14 protein-coding genes are annotated in these 15,216 nt (G+C 51.2%); 5 read left to right on the forward strand and 9 right to left on the reverse strand.

Annotation, left to right across the window (positions count from 1 at the left end):
• The first annotated feature begins 42 nt into the window (after window positions 1–42).
• The 3 genes from rplS to AB3175_RS13085 are packed head-to-tail and all read left to right on the forward strand — an operon-like array spanning window position 43 to window position 1,420.
• Window positions 43–390, forward strand: coding sequence for a 50S ribosomal protein L19 (gene rplS / locus AB3175_RS13075; protein ID WP_367361389.1), 348 nt, complete (start codon window positions 43–45; stop codon window positions 388–390).
• A 27-nt stretch (window positions 391–417) separates the two neighbouring features.
• Entirely contained in the window at window positions 418–1,044 is a 627-nt protein-coding gene (locus AB3175_RS13080; protein ID WP_367361390.1) for a ribonuclease HII, read from the forward strand.
• A gap of 7 nt (window positions 1,045–1,051) precedes the next feature.
• Complete coding sequence (locus AB3175_RS13085) at window positions 1,052–1,420, forward strand: YraN family protein (protein WP_367361391.1); 369 nt, start codon at window positions 1,052–1,054, stop codon at window positions 1,418–1,420.
• 48 nt (window positions 1,421–1,468) lie between these two features.
• Here AB3175_RS13085 and AB3175_RS13090 read toward each other — a convergent pair whose 3' ends face one another.
• The 4 genes from AB3175_RS13090 to AB3175_RS13105 all read right to left on the reverse strand — a co-directional run bounded on the left by AB3175_RS13090 (window position 1,469) and on the right by AB3175_RS13105 (window position 5,277).
• The gene (locus AB3175_RS13090) at window positions 1,469–2,251 is read right to left on the reverse strand and encodes an ABC transporter permease (RefSeq protein WP_367361392.1); all 783 of its coding nucleotides are present in this window, start codon (window positions 2,249–2,251) and stop codon (window positions 1,469–1,471) included.
• Window positions 2,252–2,255: 4 nt separating this feature from the next.
• Entirely contained in the window at window positions 2,256–3,191 is a 936-nt protein-coding gene (locus AB3175_RS13095) for an ABC transporter ATP-binding protein (RefSeq protein ID WP_367361403.1), read from the reverse strand.
• A 98-nt stretch (window positions 3,192–3,289) separates the two neighbouring features.
• Window positions 3,290–3,943, reverse strand: coding sequence for a response regulator (locus AB3175_RS13100; RefSeq protein ID WP_367361393.1), 654 nt, complete (start codon window positions 3,941–3,943; stop codon window positions 3,290–3,292).
• A 14-nt stretch (window positions 3,944–3,957) separates the two neighbouring features.
• Window positions 3,958–5,277, reverse strand: coding sequence for a histidine kinase (locus tag AB3175_RS13105; RefSeq protein WP_367361394.1), 1,320 nt, complete (start codon window positions 5,275–5,277; stop codon window positions 3,958–3,960).
• Between the two features lie 568 nt (window positions 5,278–5,845).
• Here AB3175_RS13105 and AB3175_RS13110 point away from each other — a divergent pair.
• Window positions 5,846–7,195, forward strand: a complete 1,350-nt coding sequence (locus AB3175_RS13110; RefSeq protein ID WP_367361395.1) for an MBL fold metallo-hydrolase — start codon at window positions 5,846–5,848, stop codon at window positions 7,193–7,195.
• 52 nt (window positions 7,196–7,247) lie between these two features.
• Here the strand turns inward: AB3175_RS13110 and AB3175_RS13115 are convergent, their stop codons facing one another.
• Window positions 7,248–8,495 carry an ATP-binding protein gene (locus tag AB3175_RS13115; protein ID WP_367361396.1) on the reverse strand — a complete coding sequence of 416 codons (1,248 nt, stop codon included), beginning with the start codon at window positions 8,493–8,495 and terminating at the stop codon, window positions 7,248–7,250.
• Window positions 8,496–9,013: 518 nt separating this feature from the next.
• Complete coding sequence (locus AB3175_RS13120) at window positions 9,014–9,610, reverse strand: PEP-CTERM sorting domain-containing protein (protein ID WP_367361397.1); 597 nt, start codon at window positions 9,608–9,610, stop codon at window positions 9,014–9,016.
• Window positions 9,611–10,638: 1,028 nt separating this feature from the next.
• Here AB3175_RS13120 and AB3175_RS13125 point away from each other — a divergent pair.
• Window positions 10,639–11,361, forward strand: coding sequence for a DUF4114 domain-containing protein (locus AB3175_RS13125; protein ID WP_367361398.1), 723 nt, complete (start codon window positions 10,639–10,641; stop codon window positions 11,359–11,361).
• 113 nt (window positions 11,362–11,474) lie between these two features.
• Here the strand turns inward: AB3175_RS13125 and prsR are convergent, their stop codons facing one another.
• From prsR to AB3175_RS13140, 3 genes are all read right to left on the reverse strand, one after another.
• A complete protein-coding gene (gene prsR / locus AB3175_RS13130; RefSeq protein WP_367361399.1) occupies window positions 11,475–12,830 on the reverse strand; it encodes a PEP-CTERM-box response regulator transcription factor in 1,356 nt (451 codons plus the stop codon).
• Between the two features lie 34 nt (window positions 12,831–12,864).
• Window positions 12,865–14,982 carry an XrtA/PEP-CTERM system histidine kinase PrsK gene (prsK, locus tag AB3175_RS13135; RefSeq protein WP_367361400.1) on the reverse strand — a complete coding sequence of 706 codons (2,118 nt, stop codon included), beginning with the start codon at window positions 14,980–14,982 and terminating at the stop codon, window positions 12,865–12,867.
• A 43-nt stretch (window positions 14,983–15,025) separates the two neighbouring features.
• Window positions 15,026–15,216: hypothetical protein (locus AB3175_RS13140; RefSeq protein ID WP_367361401.1), on the reverse strand; the 191-nt coding region annotated here is incomplete at its 5' end.

Consider the following 15,216-nt stretch of genomic DNA (forward strand, 5'->3'; position numbering starts at 1 on the left):
GATTGAAAAAACAAGGATAAGAATCAAGGAGGAAAGATCCTAATGGAAGTAATCGATATGTTGGAAAGAGAGCAGATGCGCGGAGATATTCCCGATTTTCGGCCCGGGGATACGATCCGCGTCTATGTCCGCATTATTGAAGGTCAGAAGCAGCGAATCCAGGCTTTTGAAGGGGTCGTCATCCGCAAAAAGGGCGGTCTGTCAAACGCCAATTTTACGGTAAGAAAGATTTCCTATGGGATCGGTGTGGAGAAAACGTTTCTCATCCATTCCCCCTCGATCGACCGGATCGATGTGGTCACCCGCGGGCGCGTGCGCAGGGCCCGTCTCTATTACCTGAGAGGACTCCAGGGCAAAAAGGCGCGGATTAAAGAGCTGAGGAAAGTCTGATCCTTTTCTAAAACTTGAACATCGGGGATGAACCATTTCGAGCAGGAAGCTTATCAGAACGGCTATCGGGTCATTGCCGGAATTGATGAAGCGGGCAGGGGGCCTCTGGCAGGCCCGGTTGTCGCTGCTGCGGTGATTCTTCCCCTTGGATATTGCCATTCAGAAATCACGGATTCCAAGAGGCTCTCAGCGAAGAAACGGGAGCGGCTTTACGGGGTGATCAAAAAAGAGGCCCTGGCCGTGGGGGTCGGCGTGGTTGAGCCCCACCGGATCGATGAAATCAACATCCTCCGGGCAACCCTCCTGGCCATGGCGGAAGCGGTGGAAGACCTTTTCCTGCCGCCCGATTATCTTCTCGTCGACGGGCTTCACCGCGTTCCTCTCGACATCTCCCAGAAGACCATTGTGAAAGGAGACACGCTGAGTGTCTCCATTGCCTCCGCTTCGATCATCGCCAAAGTCTCGCGGGATCAGATCATGGAGATTTATCACCGGCAGTTTCCCCAGTACAACTTCCTGAAAAACAAGGGCTACGGGACGAAGGAGCATCGAGCGGCCATCCTTGCCCACGGTCCCTGCAAAATCCACCGGAGATCGTTCAAAACAACCCCTCCAAAACAACCCCTTCTGCAGACCGCCGATCTTTTTGACTGATGCGGCCATGGGGAATCTTTCAACGGGAAAAATCGGCGAAGACATGGCGGCGGCCTACCTGGAAGCAGCCGGATACCGCATCGTGGAGCGGAATTACCGCTGCCCCCTCGGTGAAATCGACCTGATCGCGCTGGAGGGCGATACCCTTGTCTTCGTGGAAGTAAAAAGCCGGCGTTCCGAAAACTACGGCCTGCCCCAGCTTGCCGTCGGTCCCGGAAAGCAGCGGCGGATCTCCAAGATCTCCCTTTACTACCTCCAGAGCCGTCGACTGGATCCCGCCAGCGTGCGCTTTGATGTGGTCGCCATCCTCCTGCGGCCGGAAAAAACCTCCATTGAACTGATCAAGGACGCCTTCGAACTGGCCTACGGGCGATAGCCGTTTCCCGGTGGAGGCCTTTGACGTGTGCCGGGGCCTGTTCGCGGCTCATGCTATCAGCCGCTTGTGCATGGCGGTGACGGCAAGAGGGAAAAAGACGGCGCAGAACAGGGAAAGATAGAGGAGCCCCCAGAGCAGGGAGGCGTCCAATCGGCCGGCACCGAGGGAGCGGGTCATGTCGACCAGGTGGGTCAGGGGCAGGGTGTAGGCCAGAAGACGGGCCCACGAGGGCAGGGCCTCCAGGGGGAAAAACGTCCCGCTGAAGAGGTACATGGGGGTAATGAAGAGAAAGATCGGGAGATTGAAGAGGTCGATGGTTTTGACCTTGCCCGTGAAAACCATGCCCAGCGATCCGAAGGCGATGCCGCCGAGAAAGGAGAGGGGAAGGATCAGCAGGGCGGAAGGATAGCTGACCAGGCCGAAGAGGCTGATGACGGAAAGCATGATGAGGGTGGCCAGAAAGGATTTCGTCGCTCCCCAGAAAATTTCTCCGGTGATGATCTCTTCAAGGGTCAGCGGGGTGGCCATCATGGCGTCGAACGTTTTCTGGTAGTACATTCGGACATAGGAACTGTAGGTATTTTCGAAGAATGCGTTGTTCATGATGTTGATGGCCAGAAGCGCCGGGGCGATAAACTGGACATAGGTCACCTGCGAGCCGCCGTAGTCGATTCTGCCGACGAGGCTGCTGAGGCCCACTCCAAAGGCGAGGAGGTAAAAAAGAGGCTCCAGCAGGGGAGGGAGAAAGCTCACCTTCCAATTCTGTCGGTTGACTACGAGGTTCCGATACCACACTTTCCAGAAGCGCCGGGTGATGTTGCAGGCTCTCATGGGCTTAATCCCTCAGCTCTCTGCCCGTCAGCTTCAGGAAGACATCCTCCAGGGTGGCCATGCGCAGAATGCAGCCGTCGTTGCTGCAGCGGGAAGAGATTTCCTGATAGAGCGTATTCCTGTTTTCTCCGTAGATCATCACGCGATGCCCGAGATTTTCGTATGCCAACCCCTTTTCTGCCACGAAATCCAGGAGTGCGGGCTCCGGTTCGGCCACTTCAATGACGTCATGCCCGACGTAGGTCCTTATCAAATCTGAAGGGATTCCCTCCACGAGGATGCGCCCCCTGTCCATGATCATCAGCCGGTCGCACAGCCGTGAGGCCTCGTCCATGTAGTGAGTGGTGAGGAGAATGGTCAGCCCGCCTTTTTTCAGCTCTTCCAGCTGCTGCCAGACGGAGTGCCGCGACTGGGGATCGAGGCCCGTTGTGGGCTCATCGAGAATCAGAAGGTCGGGGTCGTTGATCAAGGCCCTTGCAAGGACCAGGCGGCGCATCATTCCTCCGGAAAGCTCCATCACCTTGTCATCCCGCCGGTTCTTCAGCGCGACAAAGGAGAGAAGCTTCTCGGCCCTCTCCCGGGCAAGCGGCCGGGGCAGATTGAAGTAGCCGGCGAAGATCTCCATGTTCTGAAAAACCGTCAGATCGGGGTCCAGGTTGTTCTCCTGCTGGCAGACGCCGATTCGGGCTTTGATGGAGCGCAGATTGTCCCGCACATCCATTCCGAAGATCCGCAGCGCGCCCCCGGTCATGGGGGAAAAGCCGTAGAGCATGCGGATGGCCGTTGTCTTGCCGGCGCCATTTGGCCCCAGGATGCCGAAGCATTGCCCGGCCGGAACGGCGAAGGACACATCGTCCACGGCGGTGAAAGAGCCATAGCTCTTCCGCAGATGGAACGCCTCGAGAATCGGCGGGGAAGGGGAAACGGTCCGGGTATCCATACTCACAATAAAATCACTGGTGGACGGCTGATCGGATATGCTTGAAATATACAGCAACGGAGGAAAACAGGAAAGACAAAGATGTGAAGGGCGTCTTTTTAAAGGGTTACAAGGCCTTCACGAATGGCGTATTTGATCAATTCCGCCGACCGGCTTATGTTCAGTTTCTGGGCGATGTTCCGCCGATGAGTCTCCACGGTCTTCACGCTGACAAAAAGATGGGAGGCAATTTCCTTGGCGGTCATCCCCTCCGCCATGAGCTGCAGCATCTCGCGCTCCCGCGCCGTCAAAGACGGGGCGCTGTCCTGGGTCGCATCCTGGGAGTTGGATTTGGTGATGTAGCTTTTAACGACGATGTCTGAAATCATCGGGCTCAGGTAGGTATGGTCGGAGACGACGGTTTTGATGGCCTTGGCGAGCTCTTCGAAGGCGCAGTCCTTCAAGAGGTATCCGGAAGCGCCGGAGGAGAGCATGCCTGAAACAAACCGCCGATCCGAGTGCATGGAGAGAGCAATGACCTTGACTCCGGGGATGCTGTTCACAATTTCCCTGGTGGCATCGATGCCGTTGAGATCCGGCATGGAAATGTCCATGATCACGACGCTGGGCTTGAGTTCCTTCGCCAGTTTGATGGTTTCCCTGCCGTTTTCAGCCTCTGCAATGACCTTCATCCCGGGTTGGGATTCAATGAGCGTTTTAAGTCCGTCCCTGATGATTTTGTGATCATCGGCGAGTATGACGGTGATTGCCATGTTGAGCTCTCCCTTTAACGACCCTCTTTTGTCCCATGGGGCGCAATGAGGGTAAAATGCGTTCCTTCCCCCCGTTTGGAGCGGATCTGAAGCTGGCCGCCGAGATTCTTCAGCCGTTCATGAATGCTGAAAAGGCCGAATCCTCCCCGCCAGTCCAGGGGGGTTCCGATTTTCGATACTTCGAATCCGGCGCCGTGGTCGATAACCTCAATTTTAATCTGCTTGCGGTTCGTTCTAAGGATGAGCTCCGCTTCTTCCACCCCGGCATGCTTGACAACGTTCATGAGAAGTTCCCTGGTCGCCTGCAGGAGAAAGATCTGAAGGTCCTCATCAATGGATACGGAATGATCTTTTCCCTTGTAGATAATCCTGAGGTTATGTTGTTCTGCAAAGTATTGCATTAACCATTCCAACGCTGCGTTCAAACCCAGTTCGTGAAATACCGGGGGGCTTAACTTGGTCATCAGGGAACGGGTTTCTTTGATGGCCTGCTTGACGAAGCCCTGTATCTCTTCAAGCGCTTCGGCGAAGCCGCTGTAGGAAGCCAGGGCATGGAGCATTTCCAGCTTGATCCGCGTGATCGCCAGGGTCTGGCCGATGTGATCGTGAAGCTCCGTGGCGATTCGGCGCCGTTCGCGCTCCTCCGTGGTGATAAGGGCCGATGTCAGCGCCCGGAGCTGCTCATGGTCGGAGCAGATATTCTTCTGCGTCTCCCGGTGTTCCGCGATTTTTCTCCGCAGCGCCTTGTTGATGCTGGCCAGTTCAGCCGTCCGCTGGGAGACATTCTTCTTCAGCTCCTGCTGCAGGGCCTCTTCCGACTGTTTCTGTTCGCGAAGATCGGTGAGAACGGAGAGAAGAAGAGGGGCATTCCCGGTTGACGTTTCATAGAAGGCCGTATCGAGACGGATCGGGAAAACCGATGCCGCCTTGGGAATCTTCAGCCGGATTTCGATGCCCTGATTCGTTTTATCTGCAGCGCAGGCCGTTAAATGCGTCAAAAAATTGTGCTGAGAGTCCCTGGAGACGAAGCGGAGGAAGGACTGCCCCGGGAGAAGATCTTTGTCCCCTTTGCCCAGCAGGGCAGCACCCGCCGGGTTGATCTGGAGGATGCGCGCCGCCTCATCGATGAGCATGCAGCCGATGGGCATGCAATCAAAAAACTTTTCCGGCACCTGTATGCCGGGGTTCTCTGTGACGCATAGTTGCGCCGCGGATCCGCTGAACGGCTCAAGCCTGTTCTCCCGCGGCGCATTCGGCAGGGGTTCGCGCAGGCACAACAGGGAGTAGGCGTCGGCTGAAGCTGCTGTCTTGGATATTCGGGAATTTTTTATCATCGCTTGTTCGGGGTTTATTGAAATTTGGCCTTACGGGGCGTCCGGTGGAGCTGTCGACCCTGTCGGGTTCTTCCGATTCAAAATAACGGGTGTGTTTCCAGGAAAAACCAGTTATTAAACATGCCTGAGTCAATATTCATGCCGTAAAATACTCATATCTGAAATAACTCTGAAAAATAATGCCGCTTCTGGCAAGGAGATTGGGTAGAGTCAAAGCGACGGGTTAAAAAAGGTAGAAAAGATGGCAAGGACCTGACGGTCATTCAGCAGCAGACCGTTGCGACCTTCAATCGATTGCGGCGCCATCGTGCTAAATGAAACAGGGGGACTCGCGGTCCCAAACTTGCTGTTGTAAGGAAAAACCCTGACATATCGCGTACGACAAATTACTGACAGGGTTTTAATTCTCGTTGATTACATTCAAAAGATCCATGACTTAGGTGAAATATTGTACTCTAAAATGATTTATAATCAAGATAAATTTTAGAAATATTTCGCACAATAGGTCTTTTTTGATCTTAGATTGTAAGATAATGGTAGAGAAAAAGGACCAGGAGGTTCAGGGAAAATGCTTACGCCTTTCAAGTTAACCCATCTCGGTGGGGAGCACTGTGTCACCGGTTCATGCCATCTGGTGCAGGCCGGCGGACAGAATTTTCTTGTCGACTGCGGAATGGTGCAGGGGGAGGACCGGGGTCTGTCCATGGAAAACTGGCCGGTCAGCCCCGGGCAGATCCATTGCGTCCTTCTGACCCACGCCCATATCGACCATATCGGGCGGCTGCCGGAGCTTGTTCGCAAGGGGTTCCGCGGAGAGATCCTCGCCACCCACCCGACCAAGGCCCTCCTGATTCCCATGCTCCGGGACGCCCTGAGCTTTTCCGATTGGGGGGAAGAGGAGACATCGGCAACGGTCCGCAGGATCGAAGCGATCAGTTGGGGCTTTGAATACGGGGAGCCCTTTGCCTTGAAGAACGGCCTCCGCTTTACCTTCCACCGGGCGGGGCACATCCTGGGTTCCGCCTCTGTCCTCCTGGAATCGGAAAGCCCGCGGTCGTCCATCCTGTTTTCCGGCGACCTGGGTGTAAAGAACACGCCCATTCTTCCCGATCCCGACCCTGCGCCGGCCTGCGATCTGCTGGTCATGGAATCCACCTACGGAAACCGTCTCCATGAGAGCCGTTCGGACCGTGTTGAACGGCTGGGTCAGGCCCTGGTGCGGGCCTTTTCCGACGGCGGCAAGGTCTTCATCCCGGCTTTCGCCCTGGGAAGAGTCCAGGAGCTGCTCTATGAGCTGAATCGGCTCCGCACGGACGACGTTCTGAAGGAGAAATTCCCCCAGCTGGCAAAACTTCAGCGCATCCCGGTCATGGTGGATACGCCCCTCGGACTTGAATTGACGAAGATCGCGTCGAGCCTTTCCGCATACTGGGACCGGGAGGCGAAGGCCCAATTGAGGCGGGGCGACCATCCCCTGAATTTCGATCGCCTCTATGCCGTGACCAACTCCAAGGACCACCGAAGGCTCCTGGAATCGAAGGGGCCGATGGTGATTCTCGCGGGAAGCGGCATGTGCACGGGCGGGCGTATTTTGGATCATCTCAAGGAAGGCATCGAAGACCCCAGAAACGACATCGTCTTTGTGGGCTACCAGGCCCACGGCACGCCGGGGCGTTATATTCAGGAATATGCCGGGAAGCCCGGGGGATATGTGGAACTGGACGGGGAGCGCCGCTCCATCCGGGCAAAAATTCACGTGCTGGGAGGATATTCGGCCCATGCGGACCAGAAGGAATTGGTCGAGTGGGTGGAATCGATGCCGGAGAAGCCCAAGGCCATCAAGCTGGTCCATGGGGAGGCGGGGGCAAGGGAGGTTTTGGGGGATGTTCTGAGGAGCCGGGGGTATGAGGTGGTGTGACTTTTTTTTGTCCATAAACAGGTCACGTGCCTATGGGCAAAAAAAGGGAATCCTATTTTTCAAGCCATTGCCACAGCGGCATCAGGCGGATCGGACGCTCGGCATCCTGCCATTTGAAGGTTTCCATCCGGTCGACCGTGTCATTGAGAAGCAAAAGGTCATCGCAATGCAATTCCTGTGAAGCCTTGATCAGCGCCCGCATTTCTCTTTTCAGGGTCTTCGGATGCGAAATGTCCGTGCAGACCTGAATCAACTGTGAAATGTGCAAACCTTCTTTGACGACAAAATCCACTTCCTCATTCTGGGAGCTTTTCCAGGAGAACAGGGAAATTCTTCCGGCAATTTCTTCTTTTTTCAGGGCGATCGCCACAAGATTTTCGTAAAGCGCTCCCCGGTCTTCGCTGAAGCTAAAACCTGCCGACACGGCCAGTCCGTTGTCGGTGCAGTAGACTTTCTTGTTGCGCCCCGTCTGATCTTTTACTTTGAAGGAGAAACGGGGAATCAGGAAAAAAAGGTACGCTTCCAGCAGATGGTGAACATAACGATCGACGGTATGAACACTGCGGCATCTCGTCACTCGGGAAAGGACATTGAAGGAACACTCCCGGGCAAGGTTCGACATCAAATAAAGGGTCAAGTCTTCGATCCCCTGCACCGAACGAATTCTGAACCTCTTGACGATGTCCTTGTACAGGGTGGAATGCAGAAGCGTGCGCAGGTAGTCGCGGCGGTCGATCTTCTTGAGAAGAGGTTCCGGATACCCTCCCTGTTCCGCGTAAGTCTCCAGTGCTTCTCTTTTCTCAATCTCCGTTCTCTGATTGTTCAAGGTCGACAGGTACTCGCCGAAAGAAAATGGAAACAGAACATAGTTGGCGTGGCGTCCTGTGAGATGTGTGGCCAGCTCCGAACTGAGCAGGTTGGCGTTGCTGCCGGTAATGAGAAGTCGAAAATCCTGTCTTTGCAAGCGATTTACAAACATTTCCCAACGGGGAAGATTCTGTATTTCGTCAAACAGGAGATAACGCGGATTATTGTAGACCGTGTTTACGGCGCTGATGATTTCGTCGTAATCTCCGGTGATGGTCAATCGCTCATCATCAAAATTGACATAACCAAAGGAACCGGTCTTTGAAATCAGATGAACGGCATAAAACGATTTTCCAGCTCGTCGCGGCCCCGTGATGACCTTGATCCGATCATCTTCCGGATCCAGAGAAACGGACAGCTTCCGCTCAAAATAGGACTCCTGAAGACGGTTTCCCAGCTCTCTTTTTTGAACAAGAATGATATCTCTTAACACAAATCACCTATGATGCATAAAAAACTGGATTTTTATGCATCATAGGTGATTTGTGTCCAGTGTCAAGCAAAAGTCTTTGCCACTTCGCGATTGTAAAAAATTTTAATAATATTTAATGCTTATATTTCTAATATTGCTCATTATGCCTGTGTCCTGAGAAACCGGGGGTGGACGCTGGATCACAGCGGCGGCGGATTCCACTTTGCCTGCCTCGATTTGACGGCTGCCCAATGCCAGGATCTTCAGCAACGCATAATGGCAACCAAAGGAATCAGAATAAACAGAGGAATCAAAAGAACAAGAGGAAGAACAAGGTAATAAAAAAGGTTTTCTCTTGAGGGAAGAAAAAGAATGAGGCAAGGGGGACTATCGAACTGTTGCTACAGGGGGAGGTTTACGTCGGGGTTACCAAAAAAACACCTTCCAGGCTGATTTTCGATGAGCCAGGTTGTTCATAAAAAATGCAGAGCCAATTCTGACTCTGCATTTCTGTAATAAACCGATTGTGTTTACTTCCGTTACTTTTGAAACTTTTTTCTAAGTCCTGTCAATCCAAGCAATCCAAAACCAAGGAGCATTAGAACGTTCGGTTCAGGAACAGACCGGTGCACCAAGAAGTCTTGAGTATTAACACCACCATTGGGCGGCGGAGTATGAACAAGGGATACATTGGAGCTTGGTTCGCCAAAGGTTAATCCAGAGACGACTGCCTCAAGCGCTGCAGCATTGGCAAAAGAAGCACCGGAAATATACGTAAAATTAGTTCCCCATAATTTCTCCCAAATAATAAGTTGTGTCTCCTCTTTACCATATGACCAGCCATTATAATATTGTTCTGCCACCCAAGCAGCATTTTTCAAATCAAGGGGGACAGGCTGCAGCTCAGCCAACCCCGTCCCAGCGGTCACAGCTTCAACGCAAAACGCGTCAAGTACACCGTATTCGTTTGTTGTTAAATAGTATTCTGTATAATAATTGCCGCTGCCATTGGGTAAGTTTACGTTTGCCGAGTTGCCCGAACCAAAAGTAATTTGGGTTACAGTTACTGGGTTCGCGATTGCGGTACCTGCACAAATTAACGTAAAAATAATCGCACAAAATAATATTTTTTTCACGTTATCTAACCTCCTTGTTTATTTGTTACGGTTCAGATATCAAGATTGGGGCCAGAATTATATGTCATTGATTCGATTGATTGATATGATTTTTTAGGGCTTATCGTGATAATTGATTGTGTAAAGAAACTGTACGTGTCAAAAAAAGTTTAACCTGACACAATAAAAAATAAATATATAAATATTAATTACTTATGGATGTTCTTGCTTCTGTTTAAAAACGTAATGTTTATTTACACTTTTCATAGCGGTCTGACCACTTATTGGTAGTCAGATTTGCACATGCTGTTACCAAGTTAGTTTTTGCATCATCGTTCACCGTGATCTGATACCAGTGGTAAGCTCACTTGTCCGTTCTCTGAGACGGTCAGTATTGACAAGTCTGCCACCTGGAAGCTTTAATTGTGGTACCATCTCCTTAAGGACAGGAGGAGTTGCCGATTATTTCCAGCGAGGACTTAAAGGATAGGCATTTATCATCTGCACTAACGACAAAACCGGGGAAAATCCATTCTGTCGCCCGACTACCAGACGATACGCGATTTCCTGGACAAGGATGGTTACCAGGCTTCCTAGATTTTTTGTTTCCTGAAATGGATGGATTATCAAGCTTTTGTGCTAAACTTGCATCTCATGAAATAGCACAGTTTTTATTGTCGGAATATCTTACAAATAAACACAAGACTAAAGGTGTGTCATAATGTACTGTATATATTATTATTCTTCAGTCGCTGGTTAAAATTATTCCAAATAGTGTTGTGTAACTTTACAATCGTAAAGAATCATTGATATCACACAATTTGAGATCTGAATTTGTCGACCCAATTAAAAATGCTATAAATATTAAGCAATATTAACCTGTTGCCAGTTGACAATGATGAGAATAACTTTCCTATTTTCTGCCTGGCACATTGCTTGCCCCATCAAGTCGCGTAAGGTACTGAGTCAGAATGCCGGCAGTACATTCTGTACCGAAAGAAGTGGGGTTTAACGTTTTAAAAAAATAAGTTGAGGAAGGAGAGACGAGGGTGAAAAAACTAGGGATTCTTATGATGGCATTAATTGCTTGTATGATGCTGTCCAGTACTGCAATGGCAGACAGTCCCACACTGCAGGAAATCTTAAACAATATTACTGTAGGTCCCATTGCAGGCAAAAGCTCTGTTAATGTGGAGACGGATAGGATGGCTAATGACTCATACTGGAGCATCACCGGAAGTGGTGGTTCATTATCCACAATGATTATCGAGGTGGCTGGTTTGGCAGCGCAAAATGGTTTTGGCGTCTATGACATGTCAAACTCGAATAAGAAAGTGGAGCTATTTTCTGGGGCGGCGACAACGGGTAGTCAGGTAACCTTGGGGATTACCACGATTGGTCAAGTATATGTCAAAGGTGAGTATAGCGGTGTTAATTTTGCCGCTAATCGCTTTGGATTTTACATTACCACAGGGAACGGCGAGACATTTTATTCTGATAATTTGTTGAATAACGGAGAAGATCATATGCTGGCGTTCCAAGGCAAGAATGTAGATACTATTCAGATTGGTCAATGGGCGCCAGGCCTGTGGACGAACAATGAATACGCCTTAGCATTTGAGGATCTTAGCACAGGAAGTGATTGGGATTATAACGACATGGTGGTGATGGTTGAGTCGGTGACAAATGTTCCTGAGCCAACTACCTTGACGCTTCTTGGTGCAGGTTTGATTGGATTGGCATTCGCTCGCCGCAAGAGGGATGATGCGTAGTATTAAACGCTAAAAGGAACGCTTCTATTAAAGACAAGAAGGGTCAGGTATTTAGCCTTTCTTGTCTTTTTTTATTGTAAACGCCTACTATAGCCATAATTAATTTTAATGAGCTATTTTTTCGAAATCCCCAGTTTATCCATCAATTCATAAAGCGTGGGACGGCTGATCCCAAGCTTTTCAGAGGTCTTGGTGATGTTGTCTTTGCAGAGGGCAAGGGTTTCGATGATAAGAGCTCTTTCGATCTGCTCCCGAGCTTCTTTGAGGGTCAGGTTTCCATTGCCGTTATGATTGCCGCTTATTTCCAGATCTGCGGGTGATATCTTTCTTCCCTCGGCCATAATGACGGCGCGCTTGATGGAATTTTCCAGCTCCCGGATGTTTCCCGTCCAGGAATGGCTCAGCAGCGCATTGACGGCAGGCTGTGAAAATCCCGAAACCTTTTTATTGAGTTCATGAGAAAACTTCTGCAAAAAGGCATTCGCCAGGAGCAGGATATCGCCCTCGCGTTCTCTAAGGGGCGGCAGAGCGATGGTGACTACACTGATCCGGTGATACAAATCCTCCCGAAAGCGTCCTTCTTCCATCCTTTGCTTCAGATCGCGGTTGGTTGCCGCCAGGACACGGACATCAATGCTGATCTGTTTGCGGCCTCCGACCCGCTCGAATTTCTGCTCCTGAAGAAAACGAAGCAGCTTGACCTGGAGGGCCATGGGCAGCTCACCGATTTCATCAAGAAACAGGGTGCCGCCCTGTGCTGCCTCGACCCGTCCCTTCTTCTGCATGTGGGCGCCGGTGAAGGCGCCTTTTTCATGGCCGAATAGTTCGCTTTCCAGAAGATTTTCCGGGATCGCGCCGCAGTTGATCACGACAAAGGGTTCGTCCTTTCGGGAACTCAGCCGGTGCATGGCCCGGGCGACCAGCTCCTTGCCGGTGCCGCTTTCTCCCGTGATCAGAATGGAAACATCCGTTGTGGCCACCTTGCGGATGACGGCGAAAACCTCTTGAATCTGAGGACTCGCCCCAAGCATTCCTTCAAAGGAATCTTCATTCTGAAGTTTTTTCTGGAGATTGAGCTGTTCTTCTTCAAGACGATGAATATGGAAGGCGCGCTGCAGAACGACTTTGAGTTCATCAATCTGGATGGGCTTGTAAAAATAGTCGTAAGCGCCAAGGCCGATGGCGCGAAGGGCATGTTCCTTTTCGACACGCCCGGTGATGACGATGACTTTGGCCTTGGCATGTTCCTGGATTTCCGACAGCGTGGCAAAGCCCTCCTGGGTATCGGCCGGATAAGGTGGGAGACCGAGATCAAGGGTGATGACGGAAGGAGATTCCTGTTTGACCAGGGACATGGCGCTTGACCGGTCTTCAGCCAGCAGCACCTGATAATCCTTGTTCAGCGCCCATTTCATCTGCTTGCGGACATCTTCATCATCTTCAACAATAAGAAGCTTGTCTTTTTCCATTAGAATTTCCGAAACTTAACTCCTGCTGAGGTTTTCAGAGGCCGGTGACGGGGAGCAGAATACGGAAGGTCGTTTTTTCCCCTTCAATGCTTTCCGCTTCAAGTCTTCCCCGATGAGCTTCGACAATCATTTTACTGTGAAAGAGTCCTATTCCCATGCCGCTTTTTTTGGTGGTCTTGAAAGGGTGGAACAGAGACTTCTCAATAAACTCCCTGGACATCCCCTGACCATTGTCGCTGAAGCAAATTTCGATCCAGTTCCCGTGCAATCCCGACGAAACCTGGATAAGAGGGTCGCTGGAAGAGGCAACGGCATCATTGGCATTGAGCAGAAGATTGACCAGAACCTTCTGAAGCTGTTCCGGATCGGCATCGAGGTTCGGCAGCGGCTTCAGATCTTGAGTCACCCGCGCTTTCAAGGCGCCGTTAAACCCGGCGAGAGTTGTTTTCACCAGCTCATTCAGATCCACCTGGGTCTTCTGAAGATCGATCTTTTCCCCGAGGGACGAAAGACGATTGCACATGATTTTAATCTTGTCAACGCTTTGCGACATCATCTGTATCGTATCGTTTCTAAATTCCTCGTTGTCGAAATGGACCGGAAGATTTTCCATGGTCAGGGATAGTTTTGACGCCAGATTTTTAAGATCATGGATAAAAAAGGCGGACATCGTCCGGAAGGCTTCCTCCTCCTTAACCTTTCTCATCTTCTCTGAAAGTTTGACAGTCAGAAGACTGCCGGCGGCCTGGTCGGCAAGGGTGCTGAGCAGCTCCAAATCTTCAAGGGAAAGGGGATCATGGCCGATGCGCTCACCGACGGTCATCAAACCGGCCAGTTGATCTCCGGAAACCAGCGGAAGGGCATAATCAATCTTCAAAGACGAGCAGAGATCCCGGTTTTGCAGATTCTCCAGGATTTTTTGTTTATCCCTTCTGAAATCATAATCAAGGGGAATTTTTTCCTCCCTGATAGCCTTGGCCAGTTGAAAAAGATCCTCTTCAGCGGACTCCGCATCCGGTATGTCGCTTTTTGACAAGGCTGTCGACCCCAAAAGAACCAGTCGTTTCTCTGATTCATCGGTTACCCAGAGGCTGACGGACAGGACGTCCAGCGTGCGGGAAACCATTCCGGCAATGGCCTGGCATAACGGGGCCAGATCCAGAACAGAGCCTGTCGTGTGGGTAAAGGTCTGCCATTCCTTCCGGTAATCGTAAAAGGGGCGACTGAAGTGCAGACTGACAAATCTTTTCAGGCGCCGCCGAAGCCGATCGGAAAACAGGAAGATGGCCAGACCCAGGAAAAGAAGAAAGATGAGGAATGCCTGGGAAGGAACGGTATGTCTGCCGGTAAGAAAAGGCGCCGCCTTTGCGATCAGGGCGACGGCGATCAGGTAGAGGCCGATGAAAAGAAGGGTGAAGGAGGCGTAAAGGAAGGAATGGGAGAGATAAAAACGAACGGCCAGCGTTTTTGATCGGTAGAGAGAAAAAAGCATCAAGGGGCAGGCCACAAGAAGGGCAATGCCGTTGACGGCCAGCAGGGACGTGTCCAGTGTATGATACAGGATGGCCTGGCTGTCGGTAAAAATCCTGACACCAAAAAGGCTGCCCAGGCCCAGGATGAGAAATTTAATCTGCCAGCGGATATGGCCGACGGATGTCCGAAGGGTCTTTTCCAGATTGATCAGGACCAGCACTGCGCCGAGAAGAGACAGGATATGATAGAGATAGCCGGACCATCCCAGCCGCAGAATCCATATTTCTTGACTGGATAGAAATAGCACCGGCTGTTGAAAAAATTTGCCGCCGAAGAGGGTAGGCAGGATGACAGGCAGGATAAAAACGCAGAGAATCGGCCATTTCCAGGCCTGGAGAAATATCTTGTAGTTGCTCCTGGCAAAAGAGAGACTGAACACAAGCCAGATGCCCGGCAGGAAACTCGCGGCAACAATGCGGAGATGCTGCAGTCGCAGCGCGGTCAATGAGGAATCCGTCAACAGGCTTAAAGCGGATAATGTCGAATCGGCCGCCAGCAGCAGCATGCCCAAAGCAAAGATCCGAGTTACAAAATCCCGCCAGTTCTGAAAAACAGTAAATCCCGCCAGAAGGATGCAGAAGAGCGCACCGGCAAAAAAGATCAAAAAATCAGAATTCATGTCGGAATGACATATCCAGATGATAACTCATAATCCATACCCGTCAATCTTTGCGATTTACTTTTTCCTCTTTTTCCCTCAAAAAGTAAAGAATCGGCGCCATCAGAAGCAACGCCAGAATAAAAAAGGGGATGCCGCCCTCTCTGTGCAGGGGGCTTTGCAGAATTCGCGGGTCCACATAGGTGCTCAATAAGGTTAACGTGGTGATGCGAATGCCGTTCTTGAGCATCGTGA

Origin of the sequence: Syntrophus sp. (in: bacteria), assembly GCF_040768185.1 — a bacterium.
Taxonomy (GTDB): domain Bacteria; phylum Desulfobacterota; class Syntrophia; order Syntrophales; family Syntrophaceae; genus Syntrophus; species Syntrophus buswellii.

Excerpts from the sequence above, each read along its gene's own strand:
- AB3175_RS13105 (WP_367361394.1), bottom strand. The coding sequence starts at position 5,277 with ATGATAAAAAATTCCCGAATATCCAAGACAGCAGCTTCAGCCGACGCC.
- AB3175_RS13095 (WP_367361403.1), bottom strand. The coding sequence starts at position 3,191 with ATGGATACCCGGACCGTTTCCCCTTCCCCGCCGATTCTCGAGGCGTTC.
- AB3175_RS13110 (WP_367361395.1), top strand. The coding sequence starts at position 5,846 with ATGCTTACGCCTTTCAAGTTAACCCATCTCGGTGGGGAGCACTGTGTC.
- prsR (WP_367361399.1), bottom strand. The coding sequence starts at position 12,830 with ATGGAAAAAGACAAGCTTCTTATTGTTGAAGATGATGAAGATGTCCGC.
- AB3175_RS13090 (WP_367361392.1), bottom strand. The coding sequence starts at position 2,251 with ATGAGAGCCTGCAACATCACCCGGCGCTTCTGGAAAGTGTGGTATCGG.
- prsK (WP_367361400.1), bottom strand. The coding sequence starts at position 14,982 with ATGAATTCTGATTTTTTGATCTTTTTTGCCGGTGCGCTCTTCTGCATC.
- rplS (WP_367361389.1), top strand. The coding sequence starts at position 43 with ATGGAAGTAATCGATATGTTGGAAAGAGAGCAGATGCGCGGAGATATT.
- AB3175_RS13080 (WP_367361390.1), top strand. The coding sequence starts at position 418 with ATGAACCATTTCGAGCAGGAAGCTTATCAGAACGGCTATCGGGTCATT.
- AB3175_RS13100 (WP_367361393.1), bottom strand. The coding sequence starts at position 3,943 with ATGGCAATCACCGTCATACTCGCCGATGATCACAAAATCATCAGGGAC.
- AB3175_RS13085 (WP_367361391.1), top strand. The coding sequence starts at position 1,052 with ATGGGGAATCTTTCAACGGGAAAAATCGGCGAAGACATGGCGGCGGCC.